A 21,454-nucleotide genomic window follows, 5' to 3' on the forward strand; every position below is an offset into this window, starting at 1 on the left:
TCGGGTTCCAAAGGCTGTGGAACGAAGGAACGGTTGGCGATCGCCAAGGGGCGCGCATCCTACACCGGCAGTTCACTGAACGTACATCGGACAGGGAATTGCACGACATTGGGCAATCGGCTTTCACATAAGTTCTTACACTTGTCGCTTGTAGCTTAGATCTTTTGGCGTGTGGCCCTATAATGCGCGCCGGTTTTTGGGGTAATGGTCATGAGCACAGAAGATCCGCGGTTTGCAGGCATCGCCCGTTTGTATGGCATCGAAGGGCTAGAGCGCTTGCGCGCGGCGCACGTGGCGATCGTCGGCGTCGGTGGCGTCGGCTCCTGGGCTGCGGAAGCGGTGGCGCGGTGTGGCGTGGGCGAGATTTCGCTGTTCGACCTCGACGACGTCTGCGTCAGCAATGCCAACCGTCAGTTGCATGCGCTGGACAGCACCGTCGGCAAGCCAAAGGTCGAGGTGATGGCTGAGCGCCTGCGCGGGATCAACCCGGATTGCACGGTGCACGCGGTGGCGGATTTCGTCACCCGCGACACCATGGCCGAATACATCACGCCGAACATCGACTGTGTGATCGACTGCATCGACAGCGTCAACGCCAAGGCTGCACTGATTGCCTGGTGCAAGCGCCGCAAGATCCAGATCATCACCACGGGCGGGGCGGGCGGGCAGATCGACCCGACGTTGATCCAGGTCTGCGACCTGAACCGTACGTTCAACGACCCGTTGGCCTCGAAAGTGCGCTCGACCCTGCGCCGCGATTACAACTTCTCCCGTACCGTGACCCGCCATTACAGCGTTCCGTGCGTGTTCTCCACCGAGCAGCTGCGTTATCCGAAACCGGACGGCAGCATTTGCCTGCAGAAGAGTTTTGTCGGGGATGGCGTGAAGCTGGACTGCGCGGGCGGGTTTGGTGCGGTGATGATGGTGACGGCGACGTTCGGCATGGTCGCGGCGACCAAGGCTGTGGATAAGATTGTGGCGGGTGTGCGGCGCCCGGCGGATCGGGTTAAACCTGCCTGACAGGAAATGGTTTGCAATACCTGTAGGAGCGAGGCTTGCCCGCGAAAGCGGTGTGTCAGGTACGGCGCCTTCGCGGGCAAGCCTCGCTCCTACAGGGGCGCGGCCAACTCATTCATTCGCTGAAGCACGGCATTGAGACCATTGCTGCGCGAAGGGGAGAGCTGTCGCGACAGTCCCAACTGACTGAACCAGTCCGGCAAATCCACCTGCTGCAACTCGACCGCCGACAACCCGTTAACCCGCGCCAGCAACAACGCCACCAACCCGCGAATCAACCGCGCATCGCTGCTCGCGGCAAACTGCCAGTGACCGTCCTGCAACGATCCCACCAACCACACCTGGCTTTCACAGCCATGCACGCGGTTGGCGTCGACTTTATCCACATCGCTCAATGCCGGCAGCCGGTCGCCCCATTGCATCAGCAGTCGCGCGCGTTGCTCCCAGCCTGCGGCGGCCTGAAAAGTTTCGAGCGCCATTTCCGCATCAGCAGGGAGGTTCATCGCAACAACTCCAGCGCTTGATCCAGCGCATCAAAGAACCGTTGCAGGTCCTCGGAGTCGTTGTAAAGCGCCAACGACACCCGAATCGCCCCGGCCAGTTCAAAGCTTTTCAGCAGCGGCATCGCGCAATGATGACCGGCGCGCACCGCGATCCCCTGTTCTGTCAGCAAGTGCGCCAGATCAGAGTTATGCACACCCTCGACGACAAAACTCGCCAGGGCCAGTTGCGGTTTGCCCAGCAAGCGAATGCCGTCGCGCGCCTCAAGACCTTTCAACAAATAGTCATGCAGCGCGGCTTCATGGGCCGAAACCGCGTCCTGATCGAGGCCAGCGAGGTAATCGAGCGTCGCACCGAGACCAATCACGCTGGAGATCGGCGGCGTTCCTGCCTCGAAACCCAGCGGAGCAGGACGAAAGCGCGCGTTCTGGTAATCCGCATCCAGCACCATTTCGCCGCCGAACTGCCAATGGCGCAGTTGCTTGAGCGCCTCATGGCGGCCGAACAACACCCCCAGGCCATCCGGGCCATAGAGCTTGTGGCTGGAAAAGACATAAAAGTCGCAACCCAGCGCCTGCACATCGTGTCGGCCATGGACCACGCCTTGGGCGCCATCGACCACGGTCAACGCGTTGTGTGCCTTGGCCAGCGCCAGCAGCGCGGGCAATGGCTGCCAGGCGCCGAGCACATTGGACAGCTGACTGACCGCCAGCAAGCGGGTTCGCGGGCCGATCAACGCGGCGGCGGTGTCGAGGTCGATCAAGCCGTCGGCGTCCAGCGGCAGGATCACCAGTTTCAGATCGCGACGGTGGGCCAGTTGCTGCCATGGCAGCAGGTTGGCGTGATGCTCCAGGGCGCTGATGACAATTTCATCGCCCGGATAGAAAAGATGTTCCAGGCCATAGGCGAGGAGGTTCAGCGCAGAGGTCGCGCCGTGGGTGAAGATGATCTGCCCGCAATCACCGGCATTCAGCCATTGCGCGACTTTATTGCGGCTGTCCTCGAACGCCTGGGTGGCATGTGCGCCGGGCAAGTGTTGCGCCCGATGCACGTTGGCTGCGCCATTGGCGTAGTAATGCGCCAGGGCATCCAGAAGGGCTTGAGGTTTTTGCGTGGTGGCGGCGTTGTCCAGATAGGTCTGGTCTTGCCGTTGCAGGGCGGCGATGGCCGGAAAATCGGCGCGCCAGGGGGAGAGAATCATCATGGTATCGGGCCCTGCTAAACATGGGCGGACGTACGCCTGACCTGATGGTCTGGGCTACGCCGGACCTGTAGGAGCGAAGCTTGCTCGCGAAGGGGCCGGTGAGATCCCCAAAAGCTTCGCGGGCAAGCCTCGCTCCTACAAGAACAGGTGGTCGTGACGCTCTGCTTAGTTGTGAGCGTGCAGCGCTTCGTTCAGTTCGATCGCCGATTTGTGGGTTTTGCATTCCACGGCACCGGTTTCCGAATTGCGGCGGAACAGCAGGTCCGGCTGACCGGCCAGTTCACGAGCCTTCACGACTTTGACCAGTTTGTTGTTTTCGTCCAGCAGCGCCACTTTGGTGCCAGCGGTCACGTACAGGCCCGATTCAACGGTGTTGCGGTCGCCCAACGGGATACCGATACCGGCGTTGGCGCCGATCAGGCAGCCTTCGCCAACCTTGATCACGATGTTGCCGCCGCCCGACAGGGTGCCCATGGTCGAGCAACCGCCGCCCAGGTCCGAACCCTTGCCGACGAACACGCCGGCGGAAACGCGGCCTTCGATCATGCCCGGGCCTTCGGTGCCAGCGTTGAAGTTGACGAAACCTTCGTGCATCACGGTGGTGCCTTCGCCGACGTAAGCGCCCAGACGGATACGGGCGGCATCAGCGATACGCACGCCGGCCGGCACGACGTAGTCGGTCATTTTCGGGAATTTGTCTACCGAGAAAACTTCCAGCAGCTCGCCGCGCAGACGGGCTTCCAGTTGATGTTCGGCCAGTTCGGCGAGGTCGATCGCGCCCTGGCTGGTCCATGCGACGTTCGGTAGCAGCGGGAACACGCCGGCCAGGTTCAGGCCGTGCGGCTTGACCAGGCGATGGGACAGCAGGTGCAGCTTGAGGTAAGCCTCAGGCGTGGAAGTCAGCGGCGCATCTTCGGCCAGAATGGTGGCGACCAGCGGCTTGTGGCTTTCGGCCAGACGGGTCAGCAGGGCAGCCTGGGCTGCGTCGACACCTTTCAGTGCTTCAGCCAGTTGCGAAGCCTGGGCGGTGCTGAACGCGATGGCCTGATTGCCTTCGGTGTAACCCAGAACCGGCGCGATGGCCGCGACCAGATCGGCCGACGGGTTGAGCAGCGGCTGAGCGTAAAACACTTCGAGCCATGCGCCCTGACGATTTTGAGTGCCGACACCAAAGGCCAGGCTGAATACGGAAGTGGACATGTAAATACCTCTAACAAAATTGAACGGGCTGGCTTACTTGAGCGCTGCCGCGTAGATATCTGGCTTGAAGCCAATCAGGGTTCGGTCACCGAGATCGAGCACCGGGCGCTTGATCATCGAGGGTTGTGCGAGCATCAGTTCGATGGTTTTCGGCTGGTCGAGATCGGCTTTGCGTTCGTCGTCGAGCTTGCGAAAGGTCGTGCCTGCACGGTTCAACACCACTTGCCAGCCGTGCTCGTCGCACCATTGGCTCAGGTGTTCACGATCGATTCCGACCGCTTTGTAATCATGAAAGTCATAGCTGACAGCGTGTTCATCGAGCCAGGTGCGCGCCTTTTTCATGGTGTCGCAGGCTTTGATGCCGAAAAGGTGCAACGTTTTGCTTGAATCGGTCAAGGAATTGCCCCCTTTACAGGTGCTGGAAAAAAAAGGTGACGGATTATGCCATGACCGTCCGCTTAAAACGCAAAACCCTGTAGGAGCCGAGCTTGCTCGCGAAAGCGGCAGGTCAGCCACTATCAATGTTGAATGTCAGGCCGCTTTCGCGAGCAAGCTCGGCTCCTACAGGGTTTGGGGGGTTTTCGAGACTGGCGACAGCCTGCGACATTGGTACAACGGTCAACCCGCAGTCTAAGCGGCTAATATGGCACTTCAATGCTGTCGATTGTCCGGGAACCGCGCTTTATGCAAACCGCTTACACCGTCCTGATCCTGTTGATGCTGGTCAGTGTTTCGCGCCTGGTCGGACGCGTGATCCCGTTGCCATTGCCGCTGGTGCAAATCGGTGCCGGCGCCTTGCTGGCCTGGCCGACGCTCGGTTTGCACGTCGCCCTGGACCCGGAATTGTTTCTGTTTTTGTTTCTGCCGCCGCTGTTGTTCTCCGACGGCTGGCGCATGCCCAAGCGCGAACTTTGGCGACTGCGGGGGCCGATCCTGACCTTGGCGGTCGGCCTGGTGCTGTTTACCGTCGTCGGTGCGGGTTACTTCATCCATTGGTTGCTGCCGAGCATTCCGCTGCCGGTGGCCTTTGCCTTGGCGGCGGTGTTGTCACCAACGGACGCGGTGGCCGTCTCGGCGATTTCTCAAAACCGACTGCCGACACCACTGATGCACATGTTGCAGGGCGAGGCGCTGATGAATGACGCGTCGGGCCTGGTGACCTTCAAGTTCGCCCTGGTCGCGGCGGTGACCGGGGTGTTCTCGCTGGCCAACGCCAGTCTGACGTTCGTGTTGGTGGCGGTTGGTGGCCTGGCGGTCGGTGTTGCGTTGAGCTGGCTGGTCGGGCGTTTGCGCTCGTGGATGATCGCTCGCGGTTGGGATGATCCGGCGACTCACGTGGTCTTCATGTTGTTGCTGCCGTTTGCGGCATACGTGCTGGCCGAACGCCTGGGGGGCTCGGGGATTCTGTCTGCCGTGGCGGCCGGGATGATGCAGAGCTGGCTCGATCTGCTGCCGCGCCAGACCAGCACCCGACTGCTCAACCGCAGCGTCTGGTCACTGCTGGAGTTCGCGTTTAACGGGCTGATCTTCCTGCTGCTGGGTTTGCAGTTGCCGGACATCATCAAAGCCGTGGCCAGCCACGAAACTTCGTTGTGGCCAACGCTGCTGTATCGCTGCCTCGACGTGGTGGCGATTTTCCTGGTGCTGGTGGTGTTGCGGTTTGTCTGGGTGCAGAGCATCTGGCGATTGTCGGGGCTGCTGCGTCGTTGGCGCGGCAAGGGCGAAATGACGCAAGTGCCGACGGCGCGCTCCTGCTGGTTGTTGACCGTCGGTGGGGTGCGCGGTGCGGTGACGCTGGCGGGTGTGTTGTCAGTGCCGATACTGATGGGGAATGAGGCGTTTCCTGAGCGCGATCTGCTGATTTTCATCGCGGCCGGGGTCATTCTGCTGTCGCTGATTGCGGCGTGTATTGCATTGCCATTGCTGCTGCGCGGCATCGAGAAGAGTCCTGACGACAAACGTCGCAGTGAAGTGCGCGATGCCTGGCGCAAAACCGCCGAAGCCGCCATTCATGCGCTCGAAACCGAAGAGGCCAATCCGCAGGACGCCGCCCAGGCAGCGCTCGCTGTCGAACTCAAGGCACGGATCATGTCCGAGTATCGGCATCAATTGGAGGTGTTCAACGATTCGGCGGAAGCCCAGGCGCTGGCGTTTCAGATGGACCTGCTGGAACGGCGTCTGCGCTTGAAGGCGCTGCGGGCGCAACGCCTGGAGTTGTATAAGCTCAGCCGTCACCACCAGATTGGTGATGACGTGTTGCGCGAGGTGCTGGGGGAGCTGGACTTGAGCGAAGCCAATCTGGGGCAGGTGAAATAGCGTCGCTCGTGCCGGCAAGCCGGCACCTACAGGTTTGTGTTTATTTGCGGCGCTGGATAAAGGCGCGGATGCGTTCAGCGGCTTCCACACACTCGGCCAGTGGCGCAACCAGCGCCATGCGCACCCGACCGGCACCCGGATTTGCACCGTCAACGTCACGGGACAGATAAGAGCCAGGCACCACGGTCACATGTTCTTCGACGAACAGATCGCGGCAGAACGCCTCGTCATCACCTTCAACATTCGGCCACAGGTAAAAACCGCCATCCGGGCGCTGCACGTCCATCACCGGGCCGAGGATTTCCAGTACCGCGTCATACTTCTCGCGATACAACGCTCGGTTGGCGCGCACATGCACTTCGTCATTCCAGGCGGCAACGCTGGCCAGTTGAGTCTGAACCGGCATCGCGCAGCCGTGGTAGGTGCGGTACAGCAGGAAGCCTTTGAGAATGTCGGCATCACCGGCCACGAAACCCGAACGCAGGCCCGGCAGGTTGGAGCGCTTGGACAGGCTGTGGAACACCACGCAGCGCTTGAAGTCCTTGCGGCCCAGTTCCGCGCAGGCGCTGAGCAGGCCGGCGGGCGGGGTTTGTTCGTTGAAATACAGTTCGCTGTAGCACTCGTCCGCAGCGATCACGAAGTCGTGCTCGTCGGCCAGGGCGATCAGCTTTTTCAGGGTTTCGACCGGGATCAACGCGCCGGTCGGGTTGCCCGGCGAGCACAGGAACAGGATCTGGCAACGCTTCCAGATGTCCGGGGAAACGGCATCGAAATCCGGATTGAAGCCATTCTCGTCCAGGCACGGCAGGTAATGCGGCTTGGCGCCGGCGAGGAACGCGGCACCTTCATAGATCTGATAGAACGGGTTCGGGCTGACCACCAGGGCGTCGTCGCCACGGTTGACCACGGTCTGGGTGAACGCGAACAGCGCTTCGCGGGTGCCGTTCACCGGCAGTACGTTGCGCGCCGGGTCGAGCCAGCCGTTCGGCACGTTGAAGCGGCGTTCGCACCACGCGGCGATGGCTTCACGCAGGGCCGCAATGCCGAGGGTGGTCGGATACACGGCCATCTGGTCCAGATTGCTTGCCAGGGCTTCGGCGACAAAGCTTGGCGAGCGGTGCTTCGGCTCGCCGATGGACAGCGCGATAGGGCGCTTGTCCGGGTTTGGCGTGACGCTGCCGAGCAGGGCGCGGAGCTTCTCGAACGGGTAAGGCTGCAACTGGGACAGAGCGTTGTTCATCGGTAGATCTCGTTCAATGTGGAGGCCTGCCTGCCCTTTGTAGGAGCTGGCTTGCCGGCGATGGTCGTTAACGATGACGCGTGCTTATCGGGTAAGCGCGGGGCCTTCAAGTCCATCGCTGGCAAGCCAGCTCCTACAAAGAGCCGGCCAATTCAAATGCTTATGCGCGACAGTTTGATATCGGGTTCCTGGCTGACACTGAGCTGTTCGACGATCGCATCCTGCAAACGACTGCACAACAGTGGGTCAGACAACGGTTGGTTGTTGGCGTCGGTAATGAAGAACACGTCTTCCACACGCTCGCCTAGCGTGGCGATCTTGGCGTTCTGCAATGACAGGTCGAATTCCAGAAAAATCGTGCCAATTCGCGCCAACAACCCTGGGCGATCCGGGGCGCTGAGCTCCAGCACCGTCACCGGGCGCTGGGCGTCATTGTGGATCGTCACCTGAGGCGCGAACGCAAAATGCTTGAGCTGGCGCGGTACGCGACGCTGGATGATCGTCGGGTAATCGTCCGGGTTGCGCAGGGCTTCGGTCAGGCCCTCGCGAATCTGTTTGACCCGCGCCGGGTTATCGCCGATCGAGTCGCCGTCGGTGTCGAGCACGATGTAGGTGTCGAGGGTGAACTGGCTGCTGGAGGTGATGACCCGGGCGTCGTGAATGTTCAGGTTGAGCTGGTCCATCGCGGCCACGGTCACGGCGAAGAAGTCGTGCTGGTCCGGCGCGTAGATGAAGATCTGCGTACCGCCCTCGAACTCGCGCTGGGTGGTTTCCTTGATCAGCACCAGCGGGCCGCCGTCGGCCGGCTGCTGGAGGATCGCATCGGTGTGCCAGGCCACATCGCCGGCGGTGTGGCGCAGGAAATAGTCATCGCCCAGTTGCGACCACAACTGCTCGACGTCGTCGGGGTCGTTGCCGCCGCGTACCAGAATGTCCAGGGCGGCGCTCTGGGTCTGGCGGATCTGCATTTCGCGATCCACCGGGTTTTCAAGGCCGCGACGCAACGCACGCTTGGTCTCGGTGTAGAGCTGGCGCAGCAGGCTGGCGCGCCAGGAGTTCCACAGCGTCGGGTTGGTGGCGTTGATGTCGGCGACGGTCAGCACGTACAGGTAATCCAGGCGGGTTTCGTCACCGACGATCTGCGCGAAATCATGGATCACCTGCGGGTCGGACAAGTCCTTGCGCTGGGCGGTGGTCGACATCACCAGGTGGTTCTGCACCAGCCAGACGATCAGGCGGCTGTCCCAGATCGGCAATTGATGGCGCTGGCAAAAAGCTTCGGCGTCCACTGCGCCGATTTCCGAGTGATCGCCATGCCGGCCCTTGCCGATGTCGTGGTACAGGCCGGCGAGGTAGATCAGCTCGGGCTTGGGCAGCTTGCCCATGAGCTTGCTGGCGAGCGGGAATTTTTCCGACACTTGCGTGTACTGCAACTTACGCAGGTGTTTGATCAGGTTCAGGGTGTGCGCGTCGACCGTATAGATGTGAAACAGGTCGTGCTGCATCTGCCCGACAATGAAGCCGAACTCCGGCAAATAGCGCCCGAGGATGCCGTAACGGTTCATCCGCCGCAGGTTGCGGTGAATGCCGATCTTGCACTTGAACAGTTCGATGAACAGGCTGGTATTGCGAATGTCGTTGCGGAAATCGTCGTCGATCAGGTGCCGGTTTTCCCGCAGCAGACGAATGGTGTCGGCGCGCACGCCTTTGATTTCCGGCTGCTGGGCCATCAGCACGAAGATTTCGAGCATGGCGAACGGCGTGCGGCGGAACACGTTGTCGTTGCGCGCCTCGATGTAGCCGTCGTGCAACTGGAACCGCGAGTTGATCGGCTGCGGCGGCGCTTCGTCTTCGGGCGCGAGGATGACTTCCTCGAAGTGCTGGATGATCAGGTCGCTGAGCTGGGCGATGCTCATGACCACCCGGTAATACTGCTGCATGAAGTTTTCGATGGCTTGCTTGGCGTCATCGCCCTTGAACCCCAGCAGGCCGGCAATCGAACGCTGGTGGTCGAACAGCAAGCGGTCTTCCGAGCGGCCGGCGAGCATGTGCAGCGCGTAGCGGACTTTCCACAGGAATTCCTGGGATGAAGCCAGCAGGGCGTTTTCGCTCTCGACCAGAAACCCTTCGCCGGCCAATGCCCGCAGGTTCAGGGTGCCGTATTCGCGGCGGGCGACCCACAGAATCGTCTGAATATCCCGTAGTCCGCCGGGCGAGCCTTTGACGTTGGGTTCCAGGTTGTATTCGGTGTCGTTGTACTTGTGATGACGGGCCTTTTGCTCGGCGCGTTTGGCCAGGAAGAACTCCTTGCTCGGCCACATGTGCGCAGTGCTGGTGACGTCGAGCATGCGCTGGCGCAAATGCTCGGGGCCGCAGATGGTGCGGCTTTCCATCAGGTTGGTGACGACCGTCAGGTCGGCGCGGGCTTCAACGGCGCATTCTTCAACCGAGCGAACGCTCTGACCGACTTCCAGGCCGATGTCCCACAACAACGTCAGAAAACGCTCGATGGAATCGCGGAAAACTTCGTGGTCGGCGCTGTCCAGCAGGATCAGCAAATCGATATCGGAATAAGGGTGCAATTCCCCGCGACCGTAGCCGCCGACCGCGACCAGCGCGATGTCGGCATCTTCACTCCAGTTGAACTGCTCCCAGGCCTTTTGCAGGATGTTGTCGACGAACCACGCACGATCCTCGATCAGCCGGCGAATCTCCCGGCCGCTGCGAAAGCGCTCGTCGAGCACCTCGCGCGCCTGGCGGATTGCCTTCTTGAAGGCCGCGATCGGGCTGGCCTTCAGGGCCAGTTCAGCCTGGAACTGGCCACGGTCGAAGAGTTCGGGATCCACCTGCGGCATCGATTGGCTTTCCTATCTATAAGGCTGAGAGCTGTGCGGACCGGATCAGGCCGAAACGCGCGGGATGGTGTCGTCGCTGCGCAGGGTGAAGATCTCGTAACCGGTTTCGGTCACTGCCAGGGTGTGTTCCCACTGGGCCGAGAGCTTGCGATCCTTGGTGATCGCGGTCCAGCCATCGCCCAATACCTTGGTGTCGGCCTTGCCCTGGTTGATCATCGGCTCGATGGTGAAGGTCATGCCCGCTTTCAGTTCCATGCCGGTGCCGGCGCGGCCGTAGTGCAGGATTTGCGGCTCTTCGTGGAACACCTTGCCAATGCCGTGGCCGCAGAACTCGCGAACCACCGAGAAGCCGTTCTTTTCGGCGTGCTTCTGGATCACTTCACCGATGTCGCCCAGGCGGCAGCCGGGTTTGACGATTTCGATGGCCTTGTACATGCATTCCTGGGTCACTTGCGACAGGCGCTCGGCCCAGACCGGCACGGTGCCGACGTGGAACATGCGGCTGGTGTCGCCGTGGTAGCCGTCCTTGATCACGGTGACGTCGATGTTCAGCGTGTCGCCGTCCTTCAATGGCTTCTCGTTCGGGATGCCGTGGCAGACCACGTGGTTGATCGAGGTGCAGATCGACTTCGGATAGCCTTTGTAGTTGAGCGGGGCAGGGATGGCCTGCTGCACGTTGACGATGTAGTCGTGGCAGATGCGGTCCAGCTCTTCAGTGGTGACGCCCGGCTTGACATGTTCAGCAATCATTTCCAGCACATCGGCGGCCAGTTTGCCGGCGACACGCATTTTTGCGATGTCCTCCGGGGTTTTGAGGGTGACGGTCATACAGGCTCTCTCTACGCTCGATGGCGCTTGTCAAAACGGAATGGGCAGTGTGCGATCAATCTTTACCGCCCTGAAAAACGCGATTCTAACAGACGAACAGCGCAAATCTGAGCCTCTGTACATCGCTTCTCTCTATAGATAGGCGCATTCTTGGGCGATTCCAAGGGCGCGGATAAAGGCGCGCGTCAGGAATTGAGAATCCGGGTTCCGTTTTTGCGAGCCTTGTGATATAAAATGCGCCGCTTTCCGGGGATACCCCGAAAGGCTTAAATCCACACACGTGTCGACACGATGACCTGGGTGCCTTCAGCTGATGCTGCTGGTTGGTCATTGGGATACGTGGAGGCCAAACCCGACTTATTAAGGAACTATCATGTCCCAAGTCAACATGCGCGATATGCTGAAGGCCGGTGTGCACTTCGGTCACCAGACCCGTTACTGGAACCCGAAAATGGGTAAATACATTTTCGGCGCGCGTAACAAGATCCACATCATCAACCTTGAAAAAACCCTGCCAATGTTCAACGAAGCTCTGACTTTCGTAGAGCGCCTGGCCCAGGGCAAAAACAAGATTCTGTTCGTCGGCACCAAGCGTTCCGCTGGCAAGATCGTTGCTGAAGAAGCAGCACGTTGCGGTTCGCCGTACGTCGATCACCGCTGGTTGGGCGGCATGCTGACCAACTTCAAAACCATCCGTGCTTCCATCAAGCGTCTGCGTGACCTTGAAGTACAAGCCGAAGACGGTACTTTCGCCAAGCTGACCAAGAAAGAAGCGCTGATGCGCTCCCGTGACCTGGAAAAGCTGGATCGTTCCCTGGGTGGTATCAAGGACATGGGCGGTCTGCCAGACGCTCTGTTCGTTATCGACGTTGATCACGAGCGCATCGCGATCACCGAAGCCAACAAGCTGGGCATCCCGGTTATCGGCGTAGTCGATACCAACAGCAGCCCGGAAGGCGTTGACTACATCATCCCAGGCAACGATGACGCAATCCGCGCTATCCAGCTGTACATGGGTTCGATGGCTGACGCTGTAATCCGCGGTCGCAACCACGTTGCTGGCGGCACCGAGCAGTTCGTTGAAGAAGCTCCGGCAGCTGCAGCTGAGTAACTGACGCCTTGGCGTTGACTCAGTAAGCAAAAAGGGGGCTTGGCCCCCTTTTTGCCACCTCGAAAACCATTTGTCCGGTGGCGCATTTACATCATTTGTAACTTGCAGCTGCTAACAAGGGTGGTTCGGGAAGAATTGAACGCCCGTTCGATCGGGTGGAATGGTTGAAAACCTATCCAAGAGGAATTTTGAAATGGCAGAGATTACTGCAGCGTTGGTCAAAGAACTGCGCGAGCGTACTGGCGAAGGCATGATGGACTGCAAAAAGGCCTTGACCAAGGCTGGCGGCGACATCGAAAAAGCCATTGATGACATGCGTGCTTCGGGCGCCATCAAGGCTGCCAAGAAAGCAGGCAACGTGGCTGCTGAAGGCGCTATCGCTCTGAAAGAAGACGGTAAATCCGCCGTTCTGCTGGAAGTGAACTCGCAGACCGACTTCCTGGCTCTGCAGGACGACTTCAAGGCATTTGTTGCTGCCAGCGTTGAAAAAGCGTTCGCCGACAAGCTGACTGACGTCGCTCCGTTGATCGAAGCTCAAGAAGCTGCTCGCCTGGTACTGGTCGGCAAGGTTGGCGAAAACGTCAACATCCGTCGTCTGGTTCGCGTTGAAGGTGATGTTGTTGGTGGTTACCTGCACGGCAACAAAATCGGTGTTGCGGTTGTTCTGAAGGGCGGCGACGTTGAGCTGGCCAAAGACATCGCTATGCACGTAGCGGCCAGCAACCCTGAGTTCCTGCTGCCATCGGAAGTTTCTGCTGAAGCTATCGAGCGCGAAAAAGCCGTGTTCCTGCAGCTGAACGAAGAAAAAATCAAAGGCAAGCCAGAAAACATTGTTGAGAACATGGTCAAAGGCCGTATCAGCAAGTTCCTGGCTGAAGCAAGCCTGGTTGAGCAGGCGTTCGTCAAGAACCCTGAAATCAAGGTTGGCGAACTGGCCAAGAAAGCCGGTGCAGAAATCGTTTCTTTCACCTACTTCAAAGTAGGCGAAGGCATCGAGAAGCCGGTCGACAACTTCGCTGAAGAAGTTGCTGCCCAGCTGGCTGCCGCCAAGCAATAAGACGGTTTTTTAACTGTCGCCCTGAAGAGGCTGCCCGCTTACGCGCGCAGCCTCTTTTCAGATGGGGCACCAATTTTTAATTGGTTTCCTTTTGGAACTGGCTTACAAAGCCATGTTCCGATGGCGCTGAAGCAGCGCCAAGCTAGAGTGAACGCCAGCTGTAAACAGCTCGCAAAGAATTTTTAAAATACGCCGCAGGAGAGATTCGCAATGGCTCAGCAGGGCAGTGGTTATCAGGCTCGCTATAAACGCATTCTACTCAAGCTTAGCGGCGAGGCCCTGATGGGCTCGGAAGAGTTCGGGATCGATCCGAAAGTTCTGGACCGCATGGCGCTGGAAGTCGGCCAGCTGGTCGGTATCGGCGTCCAGGTCGGCCTGGTGATCGGCGGCGGCAACCTGTTCCGTGGTGCAGCGCTGAGCGCGGCCGGCATGGATCGGGTCACCGGCGACCACATGGGCATGCTGGCCACCGTGATGAATGCCTTGGCCATGCGCGACGCGCTGGAACGTGCCAATATCTCGGCCATCGTGATGTCGGCGATTTCCATGGTTGGCGTGACTGATCACTACGATCGTCGCAAAGCCATGCGCCACCTGAATGCCAAGGAAGTCGTGATCTTCGCGGCCGGTACCGGCAATCCGTTCTTCACCACGGATTCGGCGGCCTGCCTGCGAGCAATCGAAATCGATGCCGATGTCGTGCTGAAAGCGACCAAGGTCGATGGCGTCTACACCGCTGATCCATTCAAAGACCCGCATGCCGAGAAGTTCGATCATCTGACCTACGATGAAGTGCTGGATCGCAAGCTGGGTGTTATGGATCTGACCGCCATTTGCCTGTGCCGCGACCACAAGATGCCGTTGCGCGTATTTAACATGAACAAACCCGGCGCCCTGCTGAACATCGTGCATGGCGGCGCTGAAGGGACCCTGATCGAGGAAGGCCAACAATGATCAACGAAATCAAGAAAGACGCTAAAGAGCGTATGCAGAAATCCGTCGAGTCGCTGATGCACAACTTCGGCCGTATTCGTACTGGCCAGGCGCACCCAAGCATTCTCGAAGGCGTGATGGTGCCGTACTACGGTTCCGACACCCCGATCAAGCAAGTCGCCAACATCACCGTCAAAGACGCCCGTACCCTGCAAGTGGTCGCTTTCGAGCGCAACATGCTGGGCGCCGTCGACAAGGCCATCGGCAGTGCTGGTCTGAACCTCAACCCGACCAACCTGGGTGAGTTGCTGCTGATCTCCATGCCGGCCCTGACCGAAGAGACCCGCAAGGGCTTCACCAAGCAGGCTCGCGATGTCGCTGAAGACGCTCGTGTTGCCGTGCGCAACATCCGTCGTGATGCGAACAGCCAGCTCAAGGATCTGGTCAAGGAAAAGGAAATCAGTGAAGACGAAGAACGTCGCGCCACTGGTGAAATTGATGATCTGACCAAAAAGTACGTGGCTGAAATCGACGCGAATTTGGCGCAGAAAGAAAAAGACCTGATGGCCGTATAAGGGTCGCGTTTTCATGGAAAAGACCAAGCAGTCAGTGCCGTCCGCGGTGCCGCGTCATGTCGCGATCATCATGGATGGCAATAATCGCTGGGCGAAAAAACGCTTTATGCCAGGTGTCGCCGGGCATAAAGCGGGCGTAGACGCAGTTCGTGCAGTGATCGAGGTGTGTGCCGAGGCCAAGGTCGAGGTATTGACCCTGTTCGCCTTCTCCAGCGAGAACTGGCAGCGTCCGGCCGATGAAGTCAGTGCCTTGATGGATCTGTTCTTCAAGGCGTTGCGTCGTGAGGCCAAGCGCCTCAACGACAACAACATCAGTCTGCGCATCATTGGTGACCGTTCGCGTTTCCATCCTGAGCTTCAGGCTGCGATGCGTGAAGCGGAAGCGATGACTGCGGGCACCAATCGCTTTGTTCTGCAGATCGCCGCCAACTACGGCGGTCAGTGGGACATCGCGCAAGCCGCACAGCGTCTGGCGCGGGAAGTTCAGGCCGGGCATCTGCGTCCGGAAGACATCACCCCGGAACTGTTGCAAACCTGCCTGGCCACTGGCGATCTGCCGTTGCCGGACTTGTGCATCCGTACCGGTGGCGAGCACCGCATCAGCAACTTCCTGCTGTGGCAACTGGCCTACGCCGAGTTGTACTTCTCCGACCTGTTCTGGCCGGACTTCAAACACGACGCCATGCGCACCGCGCTGGCCGATTTCGCTTCTCGCCAGCGCCGCTTCGGTAAAACGAGCGAGCAGGTCGAGGCTGGGGCCCGGGTTTAATGCTCAAACAACGAATCATCACCGCGCTGATCCTGCTGCCGATCGCCCTGTGCGGGTTTTTCCTGCTCGAAGGCTCCGGTTTCGCGCTGTTCATCGGGCTGGTCGTGACCCTCGGTGCCTGGGAATGGGCGCGTCTGGCGGGCTTCACTGAGCAGCCGATCCGCGTTGCCTATGCAGCAGTCGTCGCGTTGATGCTGTTTGTCATGCATATCCTGCCGGGGCTGGCACCTTGGGTGCTGGGCGCTTCGGTGCTGTGGTGGGGCGTGGCGACGTACCTGGTGTTGACGTATCCGCGTTCGAGCGAGCGTTGGTCCAGTGCGGCGACCAAATTGGTGATCGGTCTGTTGATTCTCCTGCCGGCCTGGCAAGGTCTGGTGCAGATCAAACAATACCCATTGGGCAACTGGTTGATCATGGCCGTCATGGTGCTGGTCTGGGGTGCCGACATCGGTGCTTACTTTTCCGGTCGGGCCTTCGGCAAGCGCAAGCTGGCACCGCAGGTAAGTCCCGGCAAGAGCTGGGAAGGCGTGTATGGCGGTCTGGCGCTGAGCCTGGTCATCACCGTTATTGTCGGCCTGGTTCGCGACTGGACGGTTGCCGAGCTTTTCAAAGGGTTGATCGGTGCCGCAATTATCGTGTTCATCTCGGTAGTGGGTGACCTCACCGAAAGCATGTTCAAGCGCCAGTCCGGGGTCAAGGACAGTAGCAATCTGCTGCCCGGCCACGGTGGTGTACTCGATCGCATCGACAGCCTGACGGCAGCGATCCCGGTGTTCGCGGTGTTGTTGTGGATGGCGGCACCGTGAGCCGCCCTCAACAGATTACCGTTCTGGGGGCTACCGGCTCGATCGGTCTGAGCACGCTCGACGTCATTGCCCGTCATCCCGAGCGTTATCAGGTGTTCGCCTTGAGCGGTTTCACTCGCCTGAGTGAGTTGTTCGCGTTGTGCGTCCGCCATACGCCACGGTTCGCCGTTGTGCCGGAGCAGGGCGCTGCCCGAGGCTTGCAGGACGACTTGCGTGCTGCCGGGTTGTCGACCCGCGTTCTGGTGGGGGAGGAGGGGCTGTGTCAGGTCGCCGCCGATCCTGAAGTCGATGCCGTCATGGCCGCCATTGTTGGCGCGGCGGGCCTGCGCCCGACGCTGGCGGCGGTCGAGGCTGGCAAGAAAATACTCCTGGCCAACAAAGAAGCACTGGTGATGTCCGGTGCGTTGTTCATGCAGGCTGTGCGTAAAAGCGGTTCGGTGCTGCTGCCGATCGACAGCGAGCACAACGCGATTTTCCAGTGCATGCCGCAGGATTTCGCTCGTGGGCTGGGTGCGGTCGGTGTCCGTCGGATCTTGCTGACAGCTTCGGGCGGTCCTTTCCGCCAGACGCCTATGGCTGAGCTGGTGCATGTAACCCCTGATCAGGCGTGTGCCCATCCGAACTGGTCCATGGGGCGCAAGATTTCGGTAGATTCGGCCAGCATGATGAACAAAGGCCTCGAGCTGATCGAAGCCTGCTGGCTGTTTGATGCCAAGCCGTCGCAGGTCGAAGTGGTGATTCACCCGCAGAGCGTGATTCATTCGCTTGTCGATTACATCGATGGTTCGGTCCTGGCTCAGTTGGGTAATCCCGACATGCGCACGCCTATCGCCAATGCGCTCGCCTGGCCCGAACGTATCGACTCAGGTGTCGCACCGCTGGATCTGTTTGCCATTGCGCGCCTGGATTTCCAGGCTCCCGATGAAGAGCGTTTCCCATGTCTGCGCCTGGCGCGTCAGTCCGCAGAGGCTGGCAATAGCGCGCCAGCCATGCTCAATGCGGCGAATGAAGTGGCTGTCGCGGCCTTTCTCGACGGACGGGTTCGCTATCTGGAAATCGCGAGTATCATCGAAGAAGTGTTAAATCTCGAGCCCGTGGTTGCGGTGGATGATCTCGAGGCGGTGTTCACGGCTGACGCGAAAGCGCGAGTACTGGCCGGGCAGTGGTTGAGTCGTCACGGGCGGTAAGTGCTGCAATACGTTGGCCCATGCAGCACCGGATAAGTTGCGGAGAAAGTAGATGAGCGCGCTCTATATGATTGTCGGCACCCTGGTAGCCCTGGGCGTGCTGGTCACTTTCCACGAATTCGGCCATTTCTGGGTCGCACGTCGCTGTGGAGTCAAAGTGCTGCGTTTCTCCGTGGGCTTCGGTATGCCGTTGCTGCGCTGGCACGACAAGAAAGGCACTGAATTCGTGATTGCCGCCATCCCGCTGGGTGGCTACGTGAAAATGCTCGACGAGCGTGAAGGTGAAGTGCCAGCCGATCAGCTCGATCAATCCTTCAATCGCAAATCCGTCCGTCAGCGCATTGCTATCGTGTCGGCGGGGCCGATTGCCAACTTCTTGCTGGCGATGATTTTTTTCTGGGTGCTCGCCATGCTTGGCAGCGAGCAGGTGCGGCCAGTCATTGGTGCCGTTGAGTCCGGCAGTATCGCGGCTAGGGCGGGTTTGAGTGCAGGTCAGGAAATTGTTGCCATTGATGGTGAGCCGACTTCGGGCTGGGGTGCCGTAAATCTGCAACTGGTTCGCCGTCTTGGCGAAAGCGGTTCCCTTCAGTTGCTGGTTCGTGAGCAGGGTTCCACAGCGGATTCGCCGCGTGAGCTGGTGCTGGATAAATGGCTCAAGGGCGCTGACGAGCCGGATCCGATTCGCTCGCTGGGTATTCGCCCATGGCGTCCGGCGCTGCCGCCGGTTCTGGCAGAGCTCGATCCGAAAGGCCCGGCGCAGGCTGCCGGCCTGAAAACCGGTGACCGATTGTTGGCCCTGGATGGCAAGGCGCTCGATGACTGGCAACAAGTGGTCGATATCGTCCGTATTCATCCTGATACCAAAATCATGCTGCGCGTCGAGCGCGATGGTGCTCAAATCGACGTCCCTGTGACGCTGGCTTCTCGCGGCGAGAAAAAGTCGCCCAGTGGTTATCTCGGCGCCGGGGTGAAGGCGATCGATTGGCCGCCGGAGATGATTCGCGAGGTCAGTTACGGTCCTTTGGCCGCGATTGGCGAGGGGGCTCGACGCACCTGGACCATGAGCATACTGACCCTCGATTCGCTCAAGAAAATGTTGTTCGGTGAGCTCTCGGTAAAAAACTTGAGTGGACCGATAACCATTGCTAAAGTGGCGGGCGCTTCTGCCCAGTCGGGCGTCGCTGATTTCCTGAATTTCCTTGCTTATCTGAGTATTAGCCTGGGTGTTCTGAATTTGTTGCCCATTCCGGTACTGGATGGGGGGCATTTGTTGTTTTATCTGATTGAGTGGGCGCGTGGTCGCCCCTTGTCGGATCGGGTGCAGGGTTGGGGGATACAGATCGGCATCAGTTTGGTGGTCGGGGTGATGTTGCTCGCTCTGGTCAATGATTTGGGTCGTCTGTAACACTTCGCTGAATTGCGAATCTGCCGCATTTTGCGGCAGTTTGTTTATTGCCAGTTGGAATAAGAAAGGACTTCATGAAACGTCTGCTGCTAACTGCGGTTCTCACCGTATTGATGATCGCCGAAGTTCACGCCGAGTCCTTCACTATCTCTGATATTCGCGTCAATGGCCTCCAGCGGGTCTCCGCGGGTAGCGTCTTTGGTGCCTTGCCGTTGAACGTCGGTGAACAGGCGGATGATCGTCGCCTGGTGGAATCCACTCGTGCGCTGTTCAAAACCGGGTTCTTTCAAGATATCCAGCTGGGCCGCGATGGCAACGTCCTGGTCATTACTGTAGTCGAGCGTCCGTCCGTCGCCAGTATCGAGATCGAGGGTAACAAGGCGATCTCCACTGAAGACCTGATGAAGGGCCTCAAACAGTCCGGTCTGGCCGAAGGCGAGATCTTCCAGCGCGCCACCCTCGAAGGTGTTCGTAACGAGCTGCAGCGCCAGTACGTCGCTCAGGGCCGCTACTCGGCTACCGTTGACACCGAAGTGGTGCCGCAGCCGCGTAACCGCGTCGGCCTCAAGGTCAATATCAACGAAGGCACCGTTGCAGCTATCCAGCACATCAACGTGGTGGGTAACACGGTCTTCCCTGATGAAGACCTGATCGACCTGTTCGAACTCAAGACCACGAACTGGTTGTCGTTCTTCAAGAACGACGACAAGTACGCTCGTGAAAAACTGTCCGGTGACCTGGAGCGTCTGCGTTCCTACTACCTGGACCGTGGCTATATCAACATGGATATCGCTTCGACCCAGGTGTCCATCACCCCGGACAAGAAGCACGTCTACATCACCGTCAACGTCAACGAAGGCGAGAAGTACACCGTTCGTGACGTCAAGCTGAGCGGCGACCTGAAAGTTCCTGAAGACCAGGTCAAGTCCCTGCTGCTGGTGCAGAAAGGCCAGGTGTTCTCGCGCAAGCTGATGACCACTACGTCCGAACTGATCACCCGTCGCCTGGGTAACGAGGGTTACACCTTCGCCAACGTCAACGGCGTACCTCAGCCGCATGATGAAGACCACACCGTCGATATCACTTTCGCGGTCGATCCGGGCAAGCGTGCTTACGTTAACCGCATCAACTTCCGTGGCAACACCAAGTCCGAAGACGAAGTGCTGCGCCGTGAAATGCGTCAGATGGAAGGCGGCTGGGCTTCGACTTACCTGATCGACCAATCCAAGACCCGTCTTGAGCGTCTGGGCTTCTTCAAGGAAGTCAACGTTGAAACCCCGGCTGTACCGGGTGTCGATGACCAGGTTGACGTGAACTACAGCGTTGAAGAGCAAGCGTCCGGTTCGATTACCGCCAGCGTCGGCTTTGCACAGAGTGCGGGTCTGATCCTCGGTGGTTCGATCACCCAGAACAACTTCCTCGGTACCGGTAACAAGGTCAGCGTTGGCTTGACCCGCAGTGAATACCAGAGCCGCTATAACTTCGGTTATGTTGACCCGTACTGGACTGCTGACGGTGTGAGCCTGGGCTACAACGCGTTCTATCGCACCACTGACTACAAAGACCTCGACGTCGACGTTGCCAGCTATGCGGTAGACAGCTACGGTGCCGGCGCGAGCGTCGGTTATCCGATCAGCGAGACTTCGCGTCTGACCTTCGGCCTGACTGCGCAACAGGACAAGATCAAGACTGGCCTGTACACCGTTGACGAAATCTTCGACTTCGTTAACAAGGAAGGCGACAGCTACCTGAACTTCAAGGCTTCGGCCGGTTGGTCCGAGTCGACCCTGAACAAAGGCGTGCTGGCGACCCGTGGTCATTCGCAAAGCCTTGTGCTGGAAACCACGACCCCTGGCAGCGACCTGTCGTTCTTCAAGCTCGACTACCGTGGCCAGTTGTTCCAGCCGTTGACCGAAAACTACACCATGCGCCTGCATACCGAACTGGGTTATGGCGACGGCTACGGTTCGACCGATGGCTTGCCGTTCTATGAAAACTACTATGCTGGTGGTTTCAACTCGGTTCGTGGCTTCAAGGACAGCACCCTGGGTCCTCGCAGTACTCCAAGTACCGGCAAGAACCCTGGCACTGCGCTCGATCCGGACCAGGATCCGCTGCCGTTCGGTGGTAACGTCCTGATCCAGGGCGGTGTGGAGGTTCTTTTCCCTCTGCCGTTCGTCAAGGATCAGCGTTCCCTGCGTACCTCGGTATTCTGGGACGTGGGTAACGTGTTCGACTCGCAGTGCAAGTCGACCACCAATGCCGATGGTTCGAAGTCCAATACACAGTGCAACGACATCAGCCTGAGCAACATGGCCAGCTCTGTCGGTGTAGGCGTGACATGGGTTACCGCACTGGGTCCTCTGAGTTTCGCGTTGGCCATGCCGATCAAGAAACCGGATGAGGCTGAAACTCAAGTGTTCCAATTCTCCCTCGGCCAGACGTTCTAA

18 protein-coding genes are annotated in these 21,454 nt (G+C 59.3%); 11 read left to right on the forward strand and 7 right to left on the reverse strand.

The window, feature by feature from the left end; all coding sequences use genetic code 11:
* Positions 1 to 210 precede the first annotated feature (210 nt).
* A complete protein-coding gene (tcdA, locus tag IB245_RS20440; protein WP_192228490.1) occupies positions 211 to 1,020 on the forward strand; it encodes a tRNA cyclic N6-threonylcarbamoyladenosine(37) synthase TcdA in 810 nt (269 codons plus the stop codon).
* A gap of 89 nt (positions 1,021 to 1,109) precedes the next feature.
* On the opposite strand, the gene IB245_RS20445 is transcribed toward tcdA, so the two are convergent.
* From IB245_RS20445 to IB245_RS20460, 4 genes are all read right to left on the reverse strand, one after another.
* Positions 1,110 to 1,520, reverse strand: a complete 411-nt coding sequence (locus tag IB245_RS20445) for a SufE family protein (RefSeq protein WP_192228491.1) — start codon at positions 1,518 to 1,520, stop codon at positions 1,110 to 1,112.
* Entirely contained in the window at positions 1,517 to 2,722 is a 1,206-nt protein-coding gene (locus IB245_RS20450; protein WP_192228492.1) for a cysteine desulfurase, read from the reverse strand. The genes IB245_RS20445 and IB245_RS20450 overlap by 4 nt, the downstream gene beginning before the upstream one ends.
* Before the next feature lie 165 nt (positions 2,723 to 2,887).
* Entirely contained in the window at positions 2,888 to 3,922 is a 1,035-nt protein-coding gene (gene dapD / locus IB245_RS20455; RefSeq protein ID WP_008039387.1) for a 2,3,4,5-tetrahydropyridine-2,6-dicarboxylate N-succinyltransferase, read from the reverse strand.
* Positions 3,923 to 3,955: 33 nt separating this feature from the next.
* Positions 3,956 to 4,318 (reverse strand): ArsC family reductase, encoded by a 363-nt coding sequence (locus tag IB245_RS20460; RefSeq protein ID WP_192228493.1) that lies wholly within the window; start codon positions 4,316 to 4,318, stop codon positions 3,956 to 3,958.
* Between the two features lie 288 nt (positions 4,319 to 4,606).
* Between IB245_RS20460 and IB245_RS20465 the strand changes: the two genes are divergently transcribed.
* Complete coding sequence (locus IB245_RS20465) at positions 4,607 to 6,238, forward strand: Na+/H+ antiporter (protein WP_008039389.1); 1,632 nt, start codon at positions 4,607 to 4,609, stop codon at positions 6,236 to 6,238.
* A gap of 40 nt (positions 6,239 to 6,278) precedes the next feature.
* Here the strand turns inward: IB245_RS20465 and dapC are convergent, their stop codons facing one another.
* The 3 genes from dapC to map all read right to left on the reverse strand — a co-directional run bounded on the left by dapC (position 6,279) and on the right by map (position 11,161).
* Entirely contained in the window at positions 6,279 to 7,478 is a 1,200-nt protein-coding gene (gene dapC / locus IB245_RS20470) for a succinyldiaminopimelate transaminase (protein WP_192228494.1), read from the reverse strand.
* A gap of 152 nt (positions 7,479 to 7,630) precedes the next feature.
* Positions 7,631 to 10,333, reverse strand: coding sequence for a [protein-PII] uridylyltransferase (locus IB245_RS20475; RefSeq protein WP_008039391.1), 2,703 nt, complete (start codon positions 10,331 to 10,333; stop codon positions 7,631 to 7,633).
* A gap of 45 nt (positions 10,334 to 10,378) precedes the next feature.
* Positions 10,379 to 11,161: a type I methionyl aminopeptidase gene (gene map / locus IB245_RS20480; RefSeq protein ID WP_008028962.1), complete on the reverse strand. Its 783-nt coding sequence runs from the start codon at positions 11,159 to 11,161 to the stop codon at positions 10,379 to 10,381.
* Between the two features lie 373 nt (positions 11,162 to 11,534).
* On the opposite strand from map, the gene rpsB reads away from it, so the two are divergent.
* The 9 genes from rpsB (at position 11,535) to bamA (ending at position 21,454) form a co-directional block, all read left to right on the forward strand.
* Positions 11,535 to 12,272, forward strand: a complete 738-nt coding sequence (gene rpsB / locus IB245_RS20485) for a 30S ribosomal protein S2 (RefSeq protein WP_008028964.1) — start codon at positions 11,535 to 11,537, stop codon at positions 12,270 to 12,272.
* A 193-nt stretch (positions 12,273 to 12,465) separates the two neighbouring features.
* Positions 12,466 to 13,329: a translation elongation factor Ts gene (gene tsf, locus IB245_RS20490; protein WP_008028965.1), complete on the forward strand. Its 864-nt coding sequence runs from the start codon at positions 12,466 to 12,468 to the stop codon at positions 13,327 to 13,329.
* A 210-nt stretch (positions 13,330 to 13,539) separates the two neighbouring features.
* Positions 13,540 to 14,283 (forward strand): UMP kinase, encoded by a 744-nt coding sequence (gene pyrH, locus IB245_RS20495; protein ID WP_003172271.1) that lies wholly within the window; start codon positions 13,540 to 13,542, stop codon positions 14,281 to 14,283.
* Entirely contained in the window at positions 14,280 to 14,837 is a 558-nt protein-coding gene (gene frr, locus IB245_RS20500; protein ID WP_008028968.1) for a ribosome recycling factor, read from the forward strand. Before pyrH ends, frr begins: the two co-directional genes overlap by 4 nt.
* A 13-nt stretch (positions 14,838 to 14,850) precedes the next feature.
* Positions 14,851 to 15,606 (forward strand): polyprenyl diphosphate synthase, encoded by a 756-nt coding sequence (uppS, locus tag IB245_RS20505; protein ID WP_008039394.1) that lies wholly within the window; start codon positions 14,851 to 14,853, stop codon positions 15,604 to 15,606.
* Positions 15,606 to 16,412 carry a phosphatidate cytidylyltransferase gene (locus tag IB245_RS20510; RefSeq protein WP_008039396.1) on the forward strand — a complete coding sequence of 269 codons (807 nt, stop codon included), beginning with the start codon at positions 15,606 to 15,608 and terminating at the stop codon, positions 16,410 to 16,412. The genes uppS and IB245_RS20510 overlap by 1 nt, the downstream gene beginning before the upstream one ends.
* Positions 16,409 to 17,599: a 1-deoxy-D-xylulose-5-phosphate reductoisomerase gene (gene ispC, locus IB245_RS20515; RefSeq protein ID WP_192228495.1), complete on the forward strand. Its 1,191-nt coding sequence runs from the start codon at positions 16,409 to 16,411 to the stop codon at positions 17,597 to 17,599. The genes IB245_RS20510 and ispC overlap by 4 nt, the downstream gene beginning before the upstream one ends.
* Before the next feature lie 52 nt (positions 17,600 to 17,651).
* The gene (gene rseP / locus IB245_RS20520) at positions 17,652 to 19,004 is read left to right on the forward strand and encodes a sigma E protease regulator RseP (RefSeq protein ID WP_192228496.1); all 1,353 of its coding nucleotides are present in this window, start codon (positions 17,652 to 17,654) and stop codon (positions 19,002 to 19,004) included.
* A 74-nt stretch (positions 19,005 to 19,078) separates the two neighbouring features.
* Positions 19,079 to 21,454, forward strand: coding sequence for an outer membrane protein assembly factor BamA (gene bamA, locus IB245_RS20525; RefSeq protein ID WP_008039402.1), 2,376 nt, complete (start codon positions 19,079 to 19,081; stop codon positions 21,452 to 21,454).

The sequence above is a fragment of the Pseudomonas sp. PDM02 genome, assembly GCF_014852285.1.
In the GTDB taxonomy this organism is placed as follows: domain Bacteria; phylum Pseudomonadota; class Gammaproteobacteria; order Pseudomonadales; family Pseudomonadaceae; genus Aquipseudomonas; species Aquipseudomonas migulae.